Annotated in this window: 19 protein-coding genes and 1 tRNA gene; 16 read left to right on the forward strand and 4 right to left on the reverse strand. The window is 49.9% G+C overall.

The genetic code is table 11. The annotated features are described in order from the left end of the window. Positions 1 to 141 precede the first annotated feature (141 nt). The 10 genes from yeiP (at position 142) to yejF (ending at position 12,584) form a co-directional block, all read left to right on the forward strand. Positions 142 to 714: an elongation factor P-like protein YeiP gene (gene yeiP, locus BEA93_RS14325; RefSeq protein WP_097501094.1), complete on the forward strand. Its 573-nt coding sequence runs from the start codon at positions 142 to 144 to the stop codon at positions 712 to 714. A 221-nt stretch (positions 715 to 935) separates the two neighbouring features. After that, complete coding sequence (locus BEA93_RS14330) at positions 936 to 2,402, forward strand: mannitol dehydrogenase family protein (RefSeq protein ID WP_105224903.1); 1,467 nt, start codon at positions 936 to 938, stop codon at positions 2,400 to 2,402. 118 nt (positions 2,403 to 2,520) lie between these two features. After that, positions 2,521 to 3,507, forward strand: coding sequence for a zinc-binding GTPase YeiR (gene yeiR / locus BEA93_RS14335; protein WP_000198840.1), 987 nt, complete (start codon positions 2,521 to 2,523; stop codon positions 3,505 to 3,507). 38 nt (positions 3,508 to 3,545) lie between these two features. Then, positions 3,546 to 4,250: a Kdo(2)-lipid A phosphotransferase gene (gene lpxT, locus BEA93_RS14340; RefSeq protein ID WP_001516724.1), complete on the forward strand. Its 705-nt coding sequence runs from the start codon at positions 3,546 to 3,548 to the stop codon at positions 4,248 to 4,250. A 421-nt stretch (positions 4,251 to 4,671) separates the two neighbouring features. Next, on the forward strand, positions 4,672 to 5,238 hold the full coding sequence (gene mepS / locus BEA93_RS14345; protein WP_000241011.1) for a bifunctional murein DD-endopeptidase/murein LD-carboxypeptidase: 567 nt from the start codon (positions 4,672 to 4,674) through the stop codon (positions 5,236 to 5,238). A gap of 182 nt (positions 5,239 to 5,420) precedes the next feature. Further along, positions 5,421 to 6,977 (forward strand): cyclic di-GMP phosphodiesterase, encoded by a 1,557-nt coding sequence (locus tag BEA93_RS14350; RefSeq protein ID WP_000470617.1) that lies wholly within the window; start codon positions 5,421 to 5,423, stop codon positions 6,975 to 6,977. Between the two features lie 81 nt (positions 6,978 to 7,058). Beyond that, a complete protein-coding gene (locus BEA93_RS14355) occupies positions 7,059 to 8,873 on the forward strand; it encodes an extracellular solute-binding protein (protein ID WP_105224904.1) in 1,815 nt (604 codons plus the stop codon). Beyond that, entirely contained in the window at positions 8,874 to 9,968 is a 1,095-nt protein-coding gene (locus BEA93_RS14360) for a microcin C ABC transporter permease YejB (protein WP_000501591.1), read from the forward strand. Next, the gene (locus tag BEA93_RS14365) at positions 9,968 to 10,993 is read left to right on the forward strand and encodes an ABC transporter permease (RefSeq protein WP_001135897.1); all 1,026 of its coding nucleotides are present in this window, start codon (positions 9,968 to 9,970) and stop codon (positions 10,991 to 10,993) included. The genes BEA93_RS14360 and BEA93_RS14365 overlap by 1 nt, the downstream gene beginning before the upstream one ends. Position 10,994: 1 nt before the next feature. Further along, entirely contained in the window at positions 10,995 to 12,584 is a 1,590-nt protein-coding gene (gene yejF, locus BEA93_RS14370) for a microcin C ABC transporter ATP-binding protein YejF (RefSeq protein ID WP_105224905.1), read from the forward strand. 3 nt (positions 12,585 to 12,587) lie between these two features. On the opposite strand, the gene BEA93_RS14375 is transcribed toward yejF, so the two are convergent. From BEA93_RS14375 to rsuA, 3 genes are all read right to left on the reverse strand, one after another. Then, positions 12,588 to 12,932, reverse strand: coding sequence for a YejG family protein (locus tag BEA93_RS14375; RefSeq protein ID WP_000202798.1), 345 nt, complete (start codon positions 12,930 to 12,932; stop codon positions 12,588 to 12,590). A gap of 332 nt (positions 12,933 to 13,264) precedes the next feature. Further along, positions 13,265 to 14,455, reverse strand: coding sequence for a multidrug efflux MFS transporter Bcr (gene bcr / locus BEA93_RS14385; RefSeq protein ID WP_105224906.1), 1,191 nt, complete (start codon positions 14,453 to 14,455; stop codon positions 13,265 to 13,267). A gap of 27 nt (positions 14,456 to 14,482) precedes the next feature. Next, positions 14,483 to 15,178: a 16S rRNA pseudouridine(516) synthase RsuA gene (gene rsuA / locus BEA93_RS14390; RefSeq protein WP_001234858.1), complete on the reverse strand. Its 696-nt coding sequence runs from the start codon at positions 15,176 to 15,178 to the stop codon at positions 14,483 to 14,485. A 148-nt stretch (positions 15,179 to 15,326) separates the two neighbouring features. Between rsuA and BEA93_RS14400 the strand changes: the two genes are divergently transcribed. Both BEA93_RS14400 and rplY read left to right on the forward strand, forming a co-directional pair. Continuing rightward, positions 15,327 to 17,087, forward strand: a complete 1,761-nt coding sequence (locus BEA93_RS14400; RefSeq protein WP_000578097.1) for a DEAD/DEAH box helicase — start codon at positions 15,327 to 15,329, stop codon at positions 17,085 to 17,087. A 124-nt stretch (positions 17,088 to 17,211) separates the two neighbouring features. Further along, complete coding sequence (gene rplY, locus BEA93_RS14405) at positions 17,212 to 17,496, forward strand: 50S ribosomal protein L25 (protein WP_000494188.1); 285 nt, start codon at positions 17,212 to 17,214, stop codon at positions 17,494 to 17,496. Between the two features lie 163 nt (positions 17,497 to 17,659). Here rplY and yejK read toward each other — a convergent pair whose 3' ends face one another. Continuing rightward, positions 17,660 to 18,667 (reverse strand): nucleoid-associated protein YejK, encoded by a 1,008-nt coding sequence (gene yejK / locus BEA93_RS14410; RefSeq protein ID WP_000050774.1) that lies wholly within the window; start codon positions 18,665 to 18,667, stop codon positions 17,660 to 17,662. A 181-nt stretch (positions 18,668 to 18,848) separates the two neighbouring features. On the opposite strand from yejK, the gene BEA93_RS14415 reads away from it, so the two are divergent. The 4 genes from BEA93_RS14415 (at position 18,849) to narP (ending at position 21,837) form a co-directional block, all read left to right on the forward strand. After that, positions 18,849 to 19,076, forward strand: coding sequence for a YejL family protein (locus BEA93_RS14415; protein ID WP_001135667.1), 228 nt, complete (start codon positions 18,849 to 18,851; stop codon positions 19,074 to 19,076). Between the two features lie 19 nt (positions 19,077 to 19,095). Further along, entirely contained in the window at positions 19,096 to 20,856 is a 1,761-nt protein-coding gene (gene yejM / locus BEA93_RS14420) for an LPS biosynthesis-modulating metalloenzyme YejM (RefSeq protein ID WP_000256124.1), read from the forward strand. Positions 20,857 to 20,930: 74 nt separating this feature from the next. Beyond that, positions 20,931 to 21,007 (forward strand) — tRNA-Pro (locus tag BEA93_RS14425). A 182-nt stretch (positions 21,008 to 21,189) separates the two neighbouring features. Then, complete coding sequence (gene narP / locus BEA93_RS14430) at positions 21,190 to 21,837, forward strand: nitrate/nitrite response regulator protein NarP (protein ID WP_001516729.1); 648 nt, start codon at positions 21,190 to 21,192, stop codon at positions 21,835 to 21,837. Positions 21,838 to 21,863: the final 26 nt, after the last annotated feature.

Consider the following 21,863-nt stretch of genomic DNA (forward strand, 5'->3'; position numbering starts at 1 on the left):
CAGGTTAACCACCGGATTGATGAGCGCGCACAGTACCACCTTTTTTGCACCAGCAAAAGTGCGAATACCTCTTGCCTGAAATGGCCGTCGCGAGTAGTTTGTCGCGATATTTTTGACATTTTCGACTACAGGAATTTTTCGATGCCAAGAGCGAACGAAATTAAAAAAGGTATGGTTCTGAATTACAACGGCAAATTGCTGCTGGTTAAGGATATTGATATTCAGTCCCCCACTGCCCGCGGTGCCGCTACGCTGTACAAAATGCGCTTTTCTGATGTCCGTACCGGGCTGAAAGTAGAAGAGCGTTTCAAAGGTGATGATATCGTTGACACCGTGACGCTGACCCGCCGCTATGTTGACTTCTCCTACATTGATGGCAACGAATATGTCTTTATGGATAAAGAGGACTATACCCCGTATACCTTCACGAAAGATCAGATTGAAGAAGAACTGCTGTTTATGCCGGAAGGCGGTATGCCTGACATGCAGGTTTTGACCTGGGACGGCCAACTGCTGGCACTTGAACTGCCGCAGACCGTTGATCTGGAAATCGTTGAAACCGCACCAGGCATTAAAGGTGCTTCTGCCAGCGCACGTAACAAACCGGCAACATTAAGCACCGGTCTGGTGATTCAGGTGCCAGAATACTTAAGCCCGGGCGAAAAAATCCGTATCCATATCGAAGAACGCCGTTACATGGGGCGTGCTGACTAACTTCAGCCACATTCAAAAAGGGACTGCTCAGGCTGTCCCTTTTTTAATTTATTATACCAATCTGCTATTTTGTGCTTACTGAACGCCTTCCGCCCGTAAAATTTACTCGTTGATTGATCGCCCTCACACTTCATTGCATTAACAATCCAGACCAATTTCAATTGCTGTCATATAACTTTACACTGCCATTGTTAATTAATCGTTACAGAGACGTGACCTCTATGAATACTATTGCCTCCGTTACGCTCCCCCATCACGTACACACTCCATGCTACGATCGCCAGCAATTGAAATCCCGTATCGTTCATTTTGGCTTTGGAGCCTTTCACCGCGCACATCAGGCATTATTAACCGATCGTGTGCTGAATGAGCAGGGTGGCGACTGGGGAATTTGTGAAATCAGCCTGTTCAGCGGTGAGCAATTGATGAGCCAGCTTCGCGCACAAGACCATTTATACACTGTGTTAGAGAAAGGTGCAGACGGCAATCAGGCGATTATTGTCGGTGCCGTTCACGAATGCCTGAATGCAAAACTGGATTCATTAGCAGCGATTATTGAGAAATTTTGCGAACCGCAGGTGGCGATAGTTTCCCTGACGATTACCGAAAAGGGGTATTGCATCGACCCGGCCACCGGCACGCTCGACACCAGCAATTCGCGCATTATTCACGATCTACAAACGCCGGAAGAACCTCATTCCGCACCAGGCATTCTTGTCGAAGCACTGAAACGCCGCCGTGAACGCGGCCTTGCGCCATTTACCGTGCTCTCCTGCGACAATATTCCCGACAATGGCCATGTGGTGAAAAATGCGGTGTTGGGAATGGCAGAAAAACGCTCACCAGAACTCACCGAATGGATAAAAGAACACGTCAGCTTTCCGGGAACGATGGTTGATCGCATTGTTCCGGCAGCAACTGACGAATCGCTGGCAGAAATTAGCCAGCATCTGGCCGTGAATGATCCCTGTGCGATTAGCTGCGAACCGTTTATCCAGTGGGTAGTGGAAGATCACTTCGTTGCAGGACGTCCAGCCTGGGAAGTCGCAGGTGTACAACTGGTGGATGATGTTTTGCCCTGGGAGGAGATGAAACTGCGCATGCTTAATGGCAGCCACTCTTTTCTCGCTTATCTGGGTTATCTCGCAGGGTTTGCCCATATCAGTGATTGCATGCATGACCGCGCATTTCGCCATGCCGCCAGAACGTTAATGCTGGATGAGCAAGCGCCGACGCTACGGATTAAAAATGTCGATTTGACGCAATATGCGGATAAGTTAATTGAACGTTTTGCCAATCCCGCACTGAAACATAAAACCTGGCAAATCGCGATGGATGGCAGTCAGAAATTACCGCAACGCATGCTGGCGAGCATTCGCATTCATCTGGCGCGCGAAACAAACTGGCCGTTACTGGCGTTAGGAGTCGCAGGCTGGATGCGCTATGTGAGCGGCGTTGATGATGCCGGAAATGCCATTGATGTTCGCGATCCGCTCAGCGATAAAATTCGCGATCTGGTTGCGGAAAGTAGCAGTGAACAACGCGTTAGCGCCCTGCTTTCTCTGCGTGAAGTTTTCGGTGATGACCTGCCCAATAACCCGCATTTTGTGCAGACAATCAAAAATGCCTGGCAACAAATAGCGCAGTTTGGAGCGCATCAGGCACTGTTAAATACCCTCAAAATTTAACGATTTCTGCGGTTAAGGTGGACGGAGGCATGCTTCGTCCGCTCCTTCTCTTCTCTTTTCCAGCTTTTTTAGCCAGGATTAACGCACAGTTAACTAATCTGATTATTGCGGAGCCGTTGTGACCAGGACCAACCTCATCACCGGTTTTCTCGGCAGCGGGAAAACGACGTCAATTCTTCATCTATTAGCCCACAAAGATCCGCAAGAAAAATGGGCGGTGCTGGTTAATGAATTTGGTGAAGTCGGGATAGATGGTGCTTTGCTCGCTGACAGCGGTGCATTACTAAAAGAGATCCCCGGCGGCTGCATGTGCTGCGTTAATGGCTTACCGATGCAGGTGGGGCTGAATACCTTACTGCGCCAGGGAAAACCAGACCGCTTGCTGATAGAGCCTACAGGGCTGGGCCATCCAAAACAGATCCTCGATCTGTTAACCGCTCCGGTTTATGAACCGTGGATCGATCTGCGCGCCACGTTATGTATTCTCGACCCTCGCCTGCTGCTGGATGAAAAAAGCGTCAATAATGAAAATTTCCGTGACCAGTTGGCTGCCGCAGACATTATTGTCGCCAATAAATCCGACCGAGCGACGTCCGAAAGCGAGCAAGCGTTGCAACGCTGGTGGCAACAAAATGGTGGCGATCGGCAATTAATTCACAGCGAACATGGGCAAATTGATGGTCATCTTCTGGATTTACCCCGTCGCAATTTAATCAAATTACCCGCCAGCGCCGCCCATTCACATCAGCATACCGTGAAAAAAGGGTTAGCCGCGTTAAGTCTGCCAGAGCATCAACGCTGGCGTCGCAGTCTCAACAGCGGACAAGGGCATCAGGCCTGCGGTTGGATATTCGATGCTGATACGGTGTTCGACACCGTTGGCATTCTGGAATGGGCGCGGCTTGCACCAGTGGAACGCGTGAAAGGCGTGATGCGTATTCCTGAAGGACTGGTGCGAATCAACCGTCAGGGCGATGACTTGCACATTGAAACGCAAAACGTGGCACCACCGGACAGTCGCGTTGAGCTGATTTCCAGCAGCGAAACTGACTGGAATGCCTTACAGAGCGCGCTGTTGAAGCTTCGTTTAGTGACCAACGCGTAAGGTTGCTTGCGTTTTTCAGTAAGATGATTAGAGAAAATATGATTAAAAATTTGCCGCAAATAGCGTTGTTAAACGTTGTCGGCCTCGCGCTGTTTCTTTCCTGGTACATTCCCGTCAATCATGGATTCTGGTTGCCGATTGACGCGGATATTTTCTATTTTTTTAATCAGAAACTGGTCGAAAGCAAGGCTTTTTTATGGCTGGTCGCATTGACCAATAATCGCGCTTTTGACGGCTGTTCACTGCTGGCAATGGGACTGCTGATGCTGAGTTTCTGGCTGAAAGAAAACGCCTCCGGCAGACGCCATATCATGATTATCGGTCTCGTCATGCTGTTAACCGCAGTGGTATTAAACCAGTTGGGCCAGGCATTAATTCCGGTAAAGCGAGCCAGCCCGACATTAACATTTGCGAATATTAACCGCGTCAGCGAACTGTTATCTGTGCCAACAAAAGATGCCTCGCGAGATAGTTTTCCTGGCGATCATGGCATGATGTTGCTTATTTTTTCTGCATTCATGTGGCGTTATTTCGGAAAAGTCGCAGGCGTCATCGCCCTTATTATTTTTGTGGTATTTGCATTTCCCAGAGTGATGATTGGCGCACACTGGTTTACCGATATCATTGTCGGTTCCCTGACTGTGATATTGATTGGTTTGCCCTGGTGGTTGATGACGCCATTAAGTGATCGATTAATCACCTTCTTTGACAAATCATTGCCAGGAAAAAGAAAACATTCCTAAAACAAATAACTCACAGTAATTAACATCATCAGGTTTATTTTCATAGACCGGATAATCCTGATGATGCACTGCATTGCTTTCGTTCATCGAGTAAAATAGTCATTCTCTAACGAAATGAATGGATTGCATGCTTTTTGCTCAATCGTTCTTTAATTGACCAATCCCGGTTATTAACTTTCTGTATCACTTTTTCTTATAAAAAATCATGTAAAACCCCTCGCCAAGACCGCGCCAATCGGGTAATCTCGAACTCGTTTTGCCTCGGCGGTAAATTATCCTCACAGCATATAATTTTGTGCGTTAGTCCACAGATTTGGCCTTAGGGAATTGTTTCAACATGCCCAGGTAATTAGTCTCGTCTCGCTTGGCATTTTTTTATAACGATATTTGTCGTTAAGGACTTCAAGGGAAAACAAACAACATGGTCAAATCTCAACCGATTTTGAGATATATCTTGCGCGGCATTCCCGCGATTGCAGTAGCGGTTCTGCTTTCTGCATGTAGTGCAAACAACACCGCAAAGAATATGCATCCTGAGACACGTGCAGTGGGTAGTGAAACATCATCACTGCAAGCTTCTCAGGATGAATTTGAAAACCTGGTTCGTAATGTCGACGTAAAATCGCGAATTATGGATCAGTATGCTGACTGGAAAGGCGTGCGTTATCGTCTGGGCGGCAGCACCAAAAAAGGTATCGATTGTTCTGGTTTCGTACAGCGTACATTCCGCGAACAATTTGGCTTAGAACTCCCTCGTTCAACTTATGAACAACAGGAAATGGGCAAGTCAGTTTCCCGCAGTAATTTGCGTACAGGTGACTTAGTTCTGTTCCGTGCCGGTTCAACGGGACGCCATGTCGGTATTTATATCGGCAATAATCAGTTCGTTCATGCTTCCACCAGCAGTGGTGTTATTATTTCCAGCATGAATGAGCCGTACTGGAAAAAGCGTTACAACGAAGCACGTCGGGTTCTTAGTCGCAGCTAATAAACCGTTTGGATGCAATCCCTTGGCTATCCTGACGAGTTAACTGAAGGCACTGCTTAAGCAGTGCTTTTTTATTTTCATCCATTATAGAAAATGATGTTTCCATGCCTTGATCCAGGCTATAGTCCCGTCATTCTCTTCTACTTCAGCGTTATCGTAATCTCAGGAATATTAACGGAACTATGTTCATACGCGCTCCCTCTTCCGGACGTAAGATCCTGCTTACCTGCATTATTGCGGGCGTGATGATCGCGATACTTGTCAGTTGCCTTCAGTTTTTAGTGGCCTGGCATAAACATGAAGTCAAATACGACACCTTGATTACCGACGTACAAAAATATCTCGACACCTATTTCACCGAGCTGAAGTCCACTACTGATCACCTCCAGCCACTCACCTTAGATACCTGTCAGCAAGCCAACCCTGAACTGACTGCACGTGCGGCATTCAGTATGAATGTACGAACGTTTGTGCTGGTAAAGGATAAAAAGAGTTTCTGTTCTTCTGCGACTGGTGAGATGGATATTCCGCTCAATGAACTGATTCCGGCGCTCGACATTAGTAAAAATATTGATATGGCAATGTTGCCTGGCACACCGATGGTGCCCAACAAACCCACGATCGTCATCTGGTATCGCAATCCTTTATTAAAAAATAGCGGCGTTTTTGCAGCATTGAACCTGAACCTGACGCCGTATCTTCTCTATAGCTCTCACCAGCAAGATTTCGATGGTATAGCACTCATTATTGGTAATACTGCGATATCGACCTTTACGCCGCATTTGATGAACGTCCGCGAGTTAACCGGCACGCCGGTACGTGAAACCAAAATCGCAGGCATTCCGCTGACTGTTCGACTTTATGCTAACGACTGGACATGGAGTGATGTGTGGTACGCGTTTTTACTGGGTGGAATGAGTGGAACTGTCGTTGGCCTGCTCTGCTATTACCTGATGAGCGTGCGTATGCGCCCTGGCAGAGAGATTATGATGGCCATCAAGCGTGAGCAGTTTTACGTGGTGTATCAACCGGTGGTTGATACACAAACGCTGCGGGTAACGGGTCTGGAAGTGTTACTGCGCTGGCGTCATCCGGTAGTGGGTGAAATCCCCCCGGATGCCTTCATTCATTATGCCGAATCGCAAAAGATGATTGTGCCACTGACCCAGCACCTGTTTGAGCTGATTGCTCGTGACGCGGCAGAATTACACAACGTACTGCCGGTGGGCGTAAAGTTTGGTATTAACATTGCGCCGGACCATTTGCACAACGAGAGCTTTAAAGCCGATATACATCGACTGCTTGCCTCCCTGCCCGCTCACCATTTCCAGATTGTGCTGGAAATTACCGAGCGCGATATGCTGAAAGAACATGAAGCGTCACAACTCTTCGCATGGCTGCATTCTGTCGGCGTGGAAATTGCCATTGATGACTTCGGCACCGGACACAGCGCGCTTATCTATTTGGAACGTTTCACGCTCGATTACCTGAAAATTGACCGCGGTTTCATCAATGCCATAGGTACGGAAACGGTCACCTCACCAGTGCTTGACGCGGTGCTGACGCTGGCGAAGCGTCTCAATATGCTGACAGTTGCTGAAGGGGTTGAAACGCCGGAACAGGCACGCTGGTTACGCGAACGTGGTGTTAATTTCCTGCAAGGTTACTGGATTAGTCGCCCTCTGCCGTTGGATGATTTTATCCGCTGGTTGGAGAAACCGCATACGCCGCAGTGGTAAGGAGTGCTTGTGTCCCTTATTATTCATAGAGAAAGCATGCCGGATTGCGGCTAATGATGAGTAAAAGGAAATCCATTGCAGATGATTGTGCGCATACTGCTGGTGTTTATCACCCTGTTCACCTTCGGTGTGCAGGCGCAGGCTATTAAGGAAAGCTATGCCTTTGCAGTACTGGGAGAACCCAGATATGCCTTTAATTTCAACAATTTTGATTATGTTAATCCTGCCGCGCCAAAAGGCGGGCAGATAACGTTATCCTCCATTGGCACCTTCGATAATTTCAACCGCTATGCACTACGCGGAAACCCCGGTGCACGTACCGAGCAGTTGTACGACACACTATTTACCACCTCCGATGACGAGCCGGGCAGTTATTACCCGCTAATTGCCGAAAGCGCGCGCTATGCCGACGATTATTCCTGGGTTGAAGTTGCTATTAATCCGCGCGCCCGTTTTCATGATGGTTCGCCCATTACTGCCCGCGATGTTGAGTTCACTTTTCAAAAGTTTATGACTGAAGGCGTGCCGCAATTTCGCCTGGTATACAAAGGCACCACAGTTAAAGCCATTGCGCCGTTAACCGTGCGCATCGAATTAGCTAAACCCGGCAAAGAAGATATGCTTAGCCTGTTTTCACTGCCGGTATTTCCAGAAAAATACTGGAAGGGTCACAAACTGAGCGACCCGCTTGCTACGCCTCCACTTGCCAGTGGTCCGTATCGCATTACGGCCTGGAAAATGGGGCAAAATATTGTCTATTCCCGCGTGAAAGATTACTGGGCGGCAAACTTACCGGTAAACCGTGGACGCTGGAATTTCGACACCATTCGCTACGATTATTACCTTGACGATAACGTCGCTTTTGAAGCATTTAAAGCTGGTGCCTTTGATTTGCGCATGGAAAACGACGCCAAAAACTGGGCCACGCGCTATACCGGTAAAAATTTCGACAAAAAATACATTATCAAAGATGAGCAAAAGAACGAATCAGCCCAGGATACACGCTGGCTGGCGTTTAATATTCAGCGCCCGGTCTTCAACGATCGCCGGGTTAGGGAAGCCATCACCCTCGCCTTCGACTTTGAATGGATGAACAAGGCCTTGTTTTACAATGCCTGGAGTCGCACTAACAGCTATTTTCAGAATACCGAATACGCTGCCAGAAATTACCCCGACGCTGCGGAACTGGTGCTGTTGGCACCAATGAAAAAAGATCTACCGCCAGAAGTGTTCACACAAATCTACCAGCCGCCAGAATCCAAAGGCGATGGCTACGACCGTGGTAATCTGTTAAAAGCCGACAAACTTCTCAACGAAGCAGGCTGGGTACTGAAGGGTCAGCAACGCGTTAACGCTACGACGGGTCAGCTTCTCAGCTTTGAATTATTGCTTCCAGCCAGCAGTAATAGCCAGTGGGTATTGCCGTTCCAGCACAGCCTGCAACGGCTTGGTATCAACATGGACATTCGCAAGGTGGATAACTCACAAATCACCAACCGAATGCGCAGCCGCGACTATGACATGATGCCACGCGTGTGGCGGGCGATGCCGTGGCCCAGCTCCGATTTACAGATTTCCTGGTCATCGGAATATATCAACTCTACTTATAATGCTCCCGGCGTACAAAGTCCGGTCATCGACTCGCTGATCAACCAAATTATTGCCGCCCAGGGAAATAAAGAAAAATTACTGCCGTTGGGGCGCGCCCTGGATCGCGTATTAACGTGGAATTATTACATGTTGCCGATGTGGTACATGGCGGAAGACCGTCTCGCCTGGTGGGATAAATTCTCCCGCCCGGCAGTGCGTCCCGTTTATAGTCTCGGTATTGATACCTGGTGGTATGACGTCAATAAAGCGGCCAAACTGCCGTCAGCCAGACAACAGGGAGAGTAGATGGGCGCTTACCTGATTCGCCGTCTGTTGCTGGTGATCCCAACGTTATGGGCGATTATCACCATCAACTTTTTTATCGTGCAAATTGCGCCTGGCGGTCCGGTCGACCAGGCCATCGCCGCCATTGAGTTTGGTAATGCCGGAGTATTACCAGGTGCAGGCGGCGAAGGCGTGCGTGCCAGCCATGCACAAACGGGCGTCGGCAACATCAGCGACAGCAACTACCGCGGTGGACGCGGATTGGATCCAGAAGTGATCGCAGAGATCACCCATCGCTACGGTTTCGATAAACCGATCCACGAACGTTACTTCAAAATGCTCCGGGACTACATTTGTTTTGATTTTGGCGACAGCCTGTTTCGTAGCGCCTCAGTGCTGACATTGATTAAAGACAGTCTGCCGGTTTCCATCACCCTCGGATTGTGGAGCACGTTGATTATCTATCTGGTGTCAATTCCGCTGGGTATTCGCAAAGCCGTTTATAACGGTAGTCGCTTTGATGTCTGGAGTAGCGCATTTATTATCATCGGCTACGCTATTCCGGCCTTTTTGTTTGCAATCCTGCTGATTGTCTTCTTCGCGGGCGGCAGTTATTTCGACCTGTTCCCTCTGCGCGGCCTGGTTTCCGCTAATTTTGATTCACTACCGTGGTATCAGAAAATCACCGATTATCTGTGGCACATCACGCTACCCGTGCTGGCGACGGTGATTGGCGGCTTTGCGGCGCTCACCATGCTGACAAAAAACGCCTTTCTTGATGAAGTGCGCAAGCAATATGTGGTTACCGCGCGCGCGAAAGGAGTGAGTGAGAAAAACATTCTCTGGAAACATGTGTTCCGCAACGCCATGCTGCTGGTGATTGCCGGTTTTCCAGCGACTTTCATCAGCATGTTTTTCACCGGTTCGCTGTTGATTGAGGTGATGTTTTCACTCAATGGCCTCGGTTTGCTGGGCTATGAAGCGACCGTCTCGCGCGATTATCCGGTGATGTTTGGCACCTTGTATATTTTCACCCTGATTGGCCTGCTCCTGAATATCGTCAGTGATATCAGCTATACACTGGTCGATCCTCGTATTGATTTTGAGGGACGCTAATGCCGCAACTCAGCCCCGTCAATCAGGCCCGTTGGGCGCGTTTTCGTCATAATCGTCGCGGCTACTGGTCGTTATGGATTTTCCTCTTCTTATTCAGTTTGAGTTTGTGTTCTGAACTGATCGCCAACGATAAACCGTTGCTGGTACGTTATGACGGTAGCTGGTATTTCCCGTTGCTGAAAAACTACAGTGAAAGTGATTTTGGCGGCCCGCTGGCAAGCCAGGCGGATTATCAGGATCCGTGGCTAAAACAACGGCTGGAGGATAAAGGCTGGGTACTGTGGGCACCGATTCGCTTTGGTGCTACCAGTATCAATTTTGCGACCGATAAGCCCTTCCCCTCCCCACCCTCACCGCAAAACTGGCTGGGGACGGATGCCAACGGCGGCGATGTGCTGGCGCGTATTCTGTATGGCACACGGATCTCGGTTCTGTTTGGTCTGATGCTGACACTCTGTTCCAGTGTGATGGGCGTGCTGGCGGGGGCGCTGCAAGGTTATTACGGCGGAAAAGTGGATCTCTGGGGGCAGCGCTTCATTGAAGTGTGGTCGGGGATGCCGACGCTGTTTCTGATAATTCTGCTTTCCAGTGTCGTTCAACCTAACTTCTGGTGGCTGCTGGCGATTACCGTCTTGTTTGGCTGGATGAGTCTGGTGGGCGTAGTGCGTGCGGAATTTTTGCGTACCCGTAATTTCGACTACATCCGCGCAGCGCAGGCGCTTGGCGTCAACGATCGCAGTATTATCCTGCGTCATATGTTGCCAAATGCAATGGTCGCTACCCTCACCTTTTTACCGTTTATTTTATGTAGCTCGATCACCACCCTGACCTCGCTCGATTTCCTCGGCTTCGGCTTGCCACTCGGTTCACCATCGCTCGGAGAACTGCTGTTACAAGGGAAAAATAACCTTCAGGCACCGTGGCTTGGGATCACCGCCTTCTTGTCGGTGGCGATATTATTGTCATTGCTGATCTTTATTGGTGAAGCAGTCCGCGACGCATTTGATCCTAATAAGGCGGTGTAGCATGACGCAAACTCTGTTAGCGATTGAAAATTTGTCGGTGGGTTTTCGCCATCAGCAAACCGTTCGCACCGTAGTGAATGATGTTTCGCTACGCATTGAAGCTGGCGAAACGCTGGCGCTGGTGGGTGAGTCTGGCTCCGGCAAGAGCGTTACTGCGCTGTCGATTTTACGTCTTCTCCCTTCCCCGCCTGTTGAATATCTCTCTGGCGATATTCGTTTTCATGGCGAATCGCTGCTTCATGCCAGCGAGCAAACGTTGCGTGGTGTGCGGGGAAATAAGATTGCCATGATTTTCCAGGAGCCGATGGTATCGTTAAACCCATTGCATACTCTGGAAAAACAGCTTTATGAAGTGCTTTCACTGCATCGCGGGATGCGTCGGGAAGCGGCGCGTGGTGAAATCCTTAATTGCCTCGATCGCGTCGGTATCCGCCAGGCAGCAAAACGGCTGACAGACTACCCGCATCAGCTCTCCGGCGGCGAACGTCAGCGGGTGATGATTGCAATGGCGCTACTCACTCGACCGGAATTATTGATTGCTGATGAACCGACTACCGCGCTGGACGTCTCTGTCCAGGCGCAGATTTTGCAATTATTACGCGAACTGCAACATGAACTGAATATGGGCATGTTATTTATTACTCATAACCTCAGCATTGTCAGAAAACTGGCCCACCGCGTGGCAGTGATGCAAAACGGTCGCTGTGTGGAGGAAAATCGCGCCACTGCGCTCTTTGCCTCCCCCGTTCATCCTTACACGCAAAAACTACTCAACAGCGAACCGTCAGGCAATCCAGTGCCGTTGCCAGAGTCAGCCTCAACGTTGCTTGATGTTGAACAGCTTCAGGTCGCTTTCCCCATTCGTAAGGGACTCCTGAAACGCGTCGTCGATCATAACGTGGTGGTGAAAAGCGTCAGTTTTACGCTTCGGGCGGGTGAAACGCTGGGTTTAGTGGGCGAGTCCGGCTCCGGCAAAAGCACCACAGGACTGGCGTTGCTACGATTAATTGACTCTCAGGGCAGCATCGTTTTTGACGGTCAGCCATTGCAAAATCTAACTCGTCGCCAGCTATTGCCCATTCGCCATCGCATTCAGGTGGTATTTCAGGATCCAAACTCCTCACTCAACCCACGACTCAACGTGTTGCAGATTATTGAGGAGGGGTTACGTGTGCATCAACCCACCCTTTCAGCCACGCAACGCGAAGAGCAAGTGAAAGCCGTAATGCAGGAAGTGGGGTTAGATCCTGAAACGCGCCACCGTTATCCGGCGGAGTTCTCGGGAGGTCAACGACAACGTATTGCGATTGCCCGAGCATTGATTCTGAAACCTTCGCTGATCATTCTTGATGAACCAACATCATCGCTCGACAAAACGGTACAGGCGCAAATATTGGCGCTATTAAAATCATTGCAACAAAAGCACCAACTAGCCTATTTGTTTATCAGCCATGATTTGCATGTTGTTCGCGCATTATGTCATCAGGTTATCGTGCTGCGACAGGGAGAAGTAGTGGAGCAAGGACCGTGCGCGCGCGTGTTTGCCGCACCGCAACAGGAGTATACGCGTCAGCTACTGGCGTTGAGCTGATGCTTAAAAAGGATTGTAGTTTGAGAAAGGTTCGGCAATTGCCACACCAAAATTTTTCAGTCGACAGGTGGCGGCAAACTCATCCTGCCGATTAACAAACAGACATGGCTCACCTTCACACTCCAGTACCGAGCACGGAACTTCAATATCGCTTAATGCCTGGCTGAGTTTGTACATCACCGACCATGCGTTATCGCCATCCGGGCTAAGCAATTTAAGCGCCACCAGGCTGTTGTCACCGCACGGTCCATTTTGCGGAATCGGTTCAACTTTTGAACCTGCGAAACCAGCAGACCAACGATAGTTCTGCGGCAGTCGATGGACGATTGAGAGTTGTAATGAAGTCACTTATTTTCCCCGGAAGTACATTTAATTCACAATTTATTTACATTAATTTTAACACATCATCAACAACCCGTCTTTAAACAGATCGTAAAGATTGATGCCTCGCCTGCGTGGCCTCTATGGCTCTGATTTAAATAATATCTGCGGGCGTGGTCACGTTTGCGGGGCTATATGTACCCGTTTCTGAGATCTAACTCAACCTTTTTAACTACAATGATGTGACTTTTTACATAAATTGATTTTACATAAAACAAACAAATGACGGGGGATTGATAGATTTGTGGTTGATATGCATCAACAAAGGAAGCCTTTTAGCTTCCCTGTTGAGCAATAGTTCACCGTTTTTTGGGTCTGCTGGCGTACAAACAGAAGAGAATTGAACTGGTTGCACAGAATGCGATTGACCAAATCATCGGCCATGCGGAATTAAAGGTCGCCAGCGAAAGCAGCGCGCCAACAATTGCGCCAATGCCAAAACGAAAAGTTCCTGCAAGCGACGACGCGGTTCCCGCCATATGAGGGAACTCATCCAGAATTACCGCCATCGCGTTAGAAGACACCATCGATACGCAGCCAACAAACGCCGCCACACCCACTACCAGCGACCAGAATCCTAGCCCCAGTAATGCGCTGATGACCATCCACGCCGCCATAATAAATTGAATCCACAGCCCCGAGCGGAACATATTCAGCGCGCCAATGCGGCGAACAAAGCGACTGTTAAAAATGGTCATCACAAACAGGAAAACAATGTTTAACGCAAAGTAATAACCGAAGTTTTCCGGTGCGACATGGTTAATTTCAATGTAGACAAACGGTCCGGCGCTTAAGAACGAGAACATCCCGGCAAAGCTAAAACCGCTGGCCAACATATAACTCAGGACACGCTTATGGCGGAACAACGCGGCAAAGTTACCAATGGTGGTACGGATGTGAAACGGCTGGCGACGCTCCGGCGGCAAGGTTTCTTTGATCAGGAAGAAGATCATTGCCGAAGCCAGAATCGCCGCTACAGCGAGGATCCAAAAAATATAATGCCAGCTCAACCACACCAGCACCCAGCCGCCAACAATCGGTGCCATCAGCGGCGCGATGGTGGGCACCAGCATAACGAACGACATCATCCGCGAGAACTCTTCTTTCGGGTAAATATCGCGCATCAGGGCATTGATAACCACGCTGGCCGCTGCCGCCGCCAGACCGTGAAAGAAACGCATCACAATCAACTGATCGATGGTTTGCGCCAGCGCGCACGCCACCGCCGCCGCGGCAAACACCAATGTACCACCGAGGACAACCGGCTTGCGCCCGAAGCTATCCGCCATCGGCCCGTAGATTAACTGCCCCAACGCAAACCCCAGAATATAAGTACTCAGAGTCATCTGCGTACTGCCCGCAGGCACACCAAACTGGGCAGAAATCACCGGCAGCGCAGGCAGATACATATCAATCGACAGCGGCATCAACATGGCCAGCAGGCCAAGGATAAAGACAATAGCAAACGACGAATGCTGTCGGGTGGTCACAACTGGCTCCTGAAAGTCATTAAAGTGTTAAACGACGCTGGCAATTTCTTCTTCAGTTAACGGACGATATTCACCGGGTGCTAAATCTGCATCCAGCGTAATGCCGCCAATACGTTCACGGTGCAGTTCAACCACGTGGTTACCCACAGCGGCAAACATACGTTTCACCTGATGATAACGCCCTTCACTAATGGTCAAACGAACCTGCGTTGGGGTAATCACTTCCAGCACCGCAGGCTTAGTGAGATCTTTTTCGTTATGCAGTTGTACACCTTTAGCAAATTGCTCTGCCGTGTCGTCCGCTACGGGTGATTCCAGCGTCACCAAGTACGTTTTCTCGCAATGATGACGTGGAGAAGTAATGCGGTGCGACCACTGACCATCGTCGGTCATCAGCACCAGACCGGTAGTATCGATATCCAGCCGCCCTGCCGCATGCAGTTTCCATGCTACAGGTTCATCAAGAAAATAGAGCACCGTTGGGTGATCCGGGTCATCCGTGGAACAAACATAGCCCTGAGGCTTATTGAGCATGAAGTAACGTGGGCCATGTTGCTGTACCAACGGGTTACCATCGTAAGCCACACTGTGTTCAGGAAGCAGTTTAAACGCTGCATTGCGGACGATTTCGCCATCGACGGTGACACGAGTGCCGCGGATTTCACGCCCGGCAATAGCACGGCTAACGCCGAGTTGCTGTGCGATAAATTTATCAAGTCGCATGTGTGTGATTTTGCCTGTAAAAACGGAGGTCGGGCATTGACCCGAAAATCTGAACTGTTGTCTGCCCAGTATAGCGGTCTAATAACTTCCCTCAAGGGAAAAAGATCCGTGGCATACTATTAGCAGAATAATCTACCTACGCGAGACCATGATTTTTACACTCCGTCCATATCAGCAAGAAGCCGTGGATGCCACGCTCAACCATTTTCGTCGTCATAAAACTCCTGCCGTTATCGTACTCCCTACCGGTGCGGGTAAAAGTCTGGTGATAGCGGAACTGGCACGGCTGGCGCGTGGTCGCGTGCTGGTGCTGGCACACGTCAAAGAACTGGTAGCGCAAAACCATGCAAAATATCAGGCGCTGGGGCTGGAAGCGGATATTTTTGCTGCCGGACTAAAGCGCAAAGAGAGCCACGGTAAAGTAGTATTTGGCAGCGTACAGTCGGTCGCCCGCAATCTCGACGCCTTTCAGAGTGAATTTTCACTGTTGATTGTCGATGAATGCCATCGTATTGGCGACGACGAAGAGAGCCAGTATCAGCAAATCCTTACTCACCTGACAAAAGTGAATCCCCACTTACGCCTGCTGGGGCTGACTGCCACGCCCTTTCGGCTGGGGAAAGGCTGGATCTATCAGTTTCATTATCACGGCATGGTGCGCGGCGACGAGAAAGCCCTTTTCCGGGACTGCATTTATGAGTTACCGCTGCGCTATATGATTAAACACGGTTATCTGACACCACCGGAACGCCTGGATATGCCGGTAGTGCAATATGATTTCAGCCGCTTACAGGCACAGAGCAACGGGCTGTTCAGCGAAGCTGATCTCAACCGCGAGCTGAAAAAACAGCAACGCATTACGCCACACATTATTAGCCAGATTATGGAGTTCGCCGCAACGCGCAAAGGGGTGATGATTTTCGCCGCGACGGTCGAACACGCAAAAGAGATCGTTGGTCTACTGCCCGCCGAAGATGCCGCGCTTATTACCGGTGACACGCCCGGCGCTGAACGTGATGTATTAATTGAAGATTTTAAAGCCCAGCGTTTTCGCTACCTGGTCAACGTTGCGGTACTGACCACCGGATTTGACGCGCCACATGTCGATCTTATCGCCATTCTGCGCCCTACCGAATCGGTAAGTCTTTACCAACAAATTGTCGGGCGTGGTCTGCGTCTGGCTCCGGGTAAGACCGATTGCTTAATTCTTGATTATGCAGGTAACCCTCACGATCTCTACGCCCCGGAAGTAGGTACGCCGAAAGGCAAAAGTGACAACGTCCCGGTGCAGGTTTTCTGCCCTGCCTGCGGCTTTGCCAACACGTTTTGGGGCAAAACAACCGCCGACGGCACATTGATTGAACACTTTGGTCGCCGTTGTCAGGGATGGTTCGAAGATGACGACGGGCATCGCGAACAGTGTGATTTTCGCTTCCGCTTTAAAAACTGCCCCCAGTGCAATGCAGAAAATGACATTGCCGCGCGCCGCTGCCGCGAGTGCGACACCATTCTGGTTGATCCGGATGATATGTTAAAAGCGGCGCTACGGTTGAAAGATGCTCTGGTGCTACGCTGTAGCGGCATGTCTTTACAGCATGGGCACGACGAAAAAGGCGAATGGCTGAAAATCACCTATTACGATGAAGATGGTGCTGATGTGAGTGAGCGCTTCCGTCTGCAAACACCCGCCCAGCGAACCGCCTTCGAGCAGCTTTTTATCCGCCCGCATACGCGCACACCGGGCATCCCTCTGCGCTGGATAACCGCCGCCGATATCCTCGCCCAGCAAGCGTTGCTGCGCCACCCGGATTTTGTCGTTGCACGAATGAAAGGCCAGTACTGGCAGGTTCGTGAAAAAGTGTTCGATTACGAAGGCCGTTTTCGTCGGGCGCACGAATTACGCGGTTAATGGTAGTTTTGATTGATGTGAAAGGCGTTTGAGTATAGAATCTCGCCCGCTTTTGCATACGCAAAGCAGATCACTTACCTGTTGCTGGGTCGCCTGTAGCAGGAATCAATTAAGAGAGAAAGAAATGTTTACTATCAACGCAGAAGTACGTAAAGAGCAGGGTAAGGGTGCGAGCCGCCGCCTGCGTGCCGCTAACAAATTCCCGGCAATCATCTACGGTGGCAACGAAGCGCCGCTGGCAATTGAGCTGGATCACGACAAAGTCATGAACATGCAAGTTAAAGCTGAATTTTACAGCGAAGTTCTGACCATCGTTGTTGACGGTAAAGAAATCAAAGTTAAAGCTCAGGATGTACAGCGTCACCCGTACAAACCGAAGCTGCAGCACATCGACTTCGTTCGCGCTTAATTGCTGAATAAGTTGTAAGAAACCCCGCTCCGGCGGGGTTTTTTGTATCTGCAGATTATGCCTGATGCGACACTGCTCGTCTTATAAGGCCTACGGTATGGTTGTTTTTTGTCGGCCAGATAAAGCGCTCACACCGTATCTGGCATTCATAACACCAAACCGATTAATTGCTGCCAGAAGTCCGGCGCTGCAATTGATCGCGCAGATTCGGCGGTGTGCCCTTAATGGTCAGTGTATCGGTCGCCGGATCCCAAAAAATCCGTTCACCTAACAGCATCGCATCAAAGTTAATGGTCAAGCCACCGCCGCTACCGGCAAACTTCGTCAACTGACGCAGTGTGCTGCGGTCTGCCGGGAAGCTCTCTTCCAGTTCATACCCTTTTTCAGCCGCAAATTCCGTGAAGCTCACTTCGCTGACGCCCGCCAGCTCTTTTGACAGCGATTCCAGCTCGATTTCTTCGCCCGCCTGCAATTGCTCATTACAGTAGCTATAAACCTGCTGGCGAACATTTTGCCGTTCTGCTTTATCCAGTTGCGCTTCGGCAGTGAAATCATCAACCGCCTGCAACAAACCGCGGTTTTGCGCTTTCGCATTCAACCCTTCGCTGGCACCGAGGAAGTCCATAAAGAAATCAGCCACTTTGCGCCCTACTCGTCCTTTCAGGAAAGTCAGATAACGGGTCGATTCTGGGTTAGTTTCCCACTCGGTCAAATCGATACGCGCCACAATATCCGCATGATTGATATCAAGATAATGGGTCGGGTTGATGTCGAGGTTTTCGTTAACGCGCATACTGCTTAAATTGTTCAGCACGCAAATCAGCAGATACTCCACAGCCAGATAACGGTAGTGGCAAAACAGCACAAAACCGCCGTCAGCAAAGGGGTATTTCGCCAGCTCGTCACGCAGGCGACCGGTTGCCGCGCGGCTAAATGCCAGAAAATCTTCTTCGCCCTGGCGCTGCAAACGTAACGCCTGCGCCAGTTCACTCTCTTCGTTGAACAAGCCGTAGGCTTTATTTTTAGCGCTATAGACCCGATGCAGTTCTGCCACCATCTCAACGACGGTTTCCGTCGGCTCCAGCAATGAATCGCGCAACACCAGCTCAAGGTTCTGCTCATCACGCTTGATAAGCTGGTGCAGAGCAATCTGGTTGATATCCAGACTCATGATAAACTCTCCTTTAAGACCGGGCGGTATTCAATCACCGCCGGTAAAGCGACGCAATAAAAGATGGCAGCCATTTTACAGAAGGCAGCGTAACGCGAATGATTTAAAGTATAAAAAAGCAGAAAAAAAACCGTTGCTACGGTAATATGTTGCCCTTTCATCAACTAACTGATTTCGATTTATGCCACAAATTTCCCGCTACAGTGATGAACAGGTTGAACAATTGCTCGCAGAGCTGCTCAACGTACTGGAAAAACATAAGGCTCCGACCGACCTTTCCCTGATGGTGTTAGGCAACATGGTCACTAACCTTATCAATACCAGCATTGCCCCGGCTCAACGCCAGGCGATTGCCAACTCTTTTGCCCGCGCCTTGCAGTCCTCGATCAACGAAGACAAAGCGCACTAAGGGAAACAGATAACAGGTTATGGTAACTCATCATCAGCGCTACCGTGAAAAAGTCTCCCAAATGGTCAGTTGGGGGCACTGGTTTGCACTGTTCAATATTCTGCTTTCACTCGTCATAGGCAGCCGTTACCTGTTTATCGCTGACTGGCCGACAACACTTGCTGGTCGTATTTATTCCTACGTAAGCATTATCGGCCATTTCAGCTTCCTGGTGTTCGCCACCTACTTGCTGATCCTCTTCCCGCTGACCTTTATCATCGGCTCCCAGAGGCTGATGAGGTTTTTATCCGTCATTCTGGCAACGGCGGGAATGACGCTGTTACTGATCGACAGCGAAGTCTTTACTCGTTTCCATCTCCATCTTAATCCCATCGTCTGGCAGTTGGTTATCAACCCGGACGAGAATGAGATGGCGCGCGACTGGCAACTGATGTTCATCAGCGTGCCGGTTATTTTATTGCTTGAACTGGTGTTCGCGACGTGGAGTTGGCAAAAGCTGCGCAGCCTGACACGTCGTCGGCGCTTCGCCCGTCCGCTGGCCGCATTCTTATTTATCGCCTTTATCGCCTCGCACGTGGTGTATATCTGGGCCGATGCCAATTTCTATCGCCCAATCACCATGCAGCGCGCCAATCTGCCGCTTTCGTATCCGATGACGGCGCGACGTTTTCTTGAGAAGCATGGCCTGCTTGATGCACAGGAGTATCAACGCCGTCTTATTGAGCAAGGCAATCCGGACGCCGTTTCCGTACAGTATCCGTTAAGCGAACTGCGCTACCGCGATATGGGCACCGGACAGAACGTCTTGCTGATTACTGTCGATGGCCTGAACTATTCACGCTATGAGAAACAGATGCCTGCACTGGCGGGTTTTGCCGAGCAAAATATTTCATTCACACGCCATATGAGTTCGGGCAACACCACCGACAACGGCATCTTTGGCCTGTTCTATGGCATCTCGCCAAGTTATATGGATGGCATTCTGTCGACCCGCACGCCTGCGGCGTTAATTACCGCGCTTAACCAGCAAGGCTATCAGCTTGGGTTATTCTCATCCGATGGCTTTACCAGCCCGTTGTATCGCCAGGCATTGTTGTCAGACTTCTCAATGCCAAGCGTTCGCACGCAATCCGATGCTCAGACCGCCACGCAGTGGATCAACTGGCTGAGCCGCTACGCGCAAGAAGATAATCGCTGGTTCTCATGGGTATCTTTCAATGGCACCAACATTGACGATAGCAACCAGCAAGCATTTACCCATAAATATAGCCGGGCAGCAGGCAATGTTGATGAGCAGATCAACCGCGTGTTAAATGCGCTGCGTGATTCTGGCAAGCTGGACAATACGGTGGTGATTATTACTGCCGGTCGGGGTATTCCACTGAGCGAAGAGGAAGAAACCTTTGACTGGTCCCACGGTCATCTTCAGGTGCCGTTAGTGATCCACTGGCCGGGCACACCGGCGCAGCGTATTAATACCCTGACCGATCATACCGATCTAATGACCACGTTGATGCAACGCCTGCTGCACGTCAGTACGCCTGCCAGCGAATATTCGCAAGGTCAGGATTTGTTCAATCCTGAACGCCGTCATTATTGGGTTACCGCAGCGGATAACGATACGCTGGCAATCACCACGCCAAAAATGACGCTGGTGCTGAACAATAATGGTAAATACCGCACTTACAACTTACATGGTGAAAGAGTGAAAGACGAAAAACCACAGTTAAGTTTGTTATTGCAGGTGCTGACAGACGAGAAGCGTTTCATCGCTAACTGATTAATTATAAATCAGTTAGCAAAATATCTTACTTGCAATCGGTGTGGAAAACGGTAGTATTAGCAGCCACGAGTCGGCACGTAGCGCAGCCTGGTAGCGCACCGTCATGGGGTGTCGGGGGTCGGAGGTTCAAATCCTCTCGTGCCGACCAAAAATCCCTTAAGAACCAGCCTGTTATGGCTGGTTTTTTTATATCTACACGTTGTCCCGCAACCCACACTTGCAGTTTTACTACATGCCCATACATAAAATGGGGTAACATTCACGCGCCTGGTAGCGTTTCCAACGCTACGCTCAAACATAATGATTCTAATAAAACCTCAGGAGACTACTATGCCTGAAGCAACGCCTTTTCAGGTGCTGATTGTGGATGATCATCCACTTATGCGACGCGGTGTTCGTCAGTTACTGGAACTTGATCCTGGCTTTGAAGTGGTCGCTGAAGCGGGCGACGGCGCAAGTGCTATCGATCTGGCGAATCGACTGGATATCGACGTGATCTTGTTGGATCTGAATATGAAAGGTATGAGTGGCCTGGATACCCTCAATGCCTTGCGCAGGGATGGCGTTACCGCGCAAATTATTATTCTGACCGTTTCAGATGCCTCCAGTGATGTGTTTGCGTTGATAGACGCAGGCGCTGACGGTTATCTGTTGAAAGATAGCGACCCGGAAGTACTGCTGGAAGCGATTCGCGCCGGGGCAAAAGGCAGCAAAGTCTTTAGCGAACGCGTCAATCAGTACTTACGCGAACGTGAAATGTTTGGCGCAGAGGAAGATCCCTTCAGTGTGTTGACGGAGCGTGAACTGGATGTTCTGCACGAACTGGCGCAGGGGCTGTCTAATAAGCAGATTGCCTCAGTGTTGAATATTTCCGAGCAAACAGTGAAAGTACACATTCGCAATCTGCTGCGTAAACTCAATGTCCGCTCACGCGTGGCAGCAACTATTTTGTTCCTGCAACAACGCGGGGCACAATAAAAAAAGCCCGATGGCGTCACCATCGG

The organism is Escherichia sp. MOD1-EC5950 (assembly GCF_002965345.1).
GTDB classification, from domain to species: Bacteria; Pseudomonadota; Gammaproteobacteria; order Enterobacterales; family Enterobacteriaceae; genus Escherichia; species Escherichia marmotae.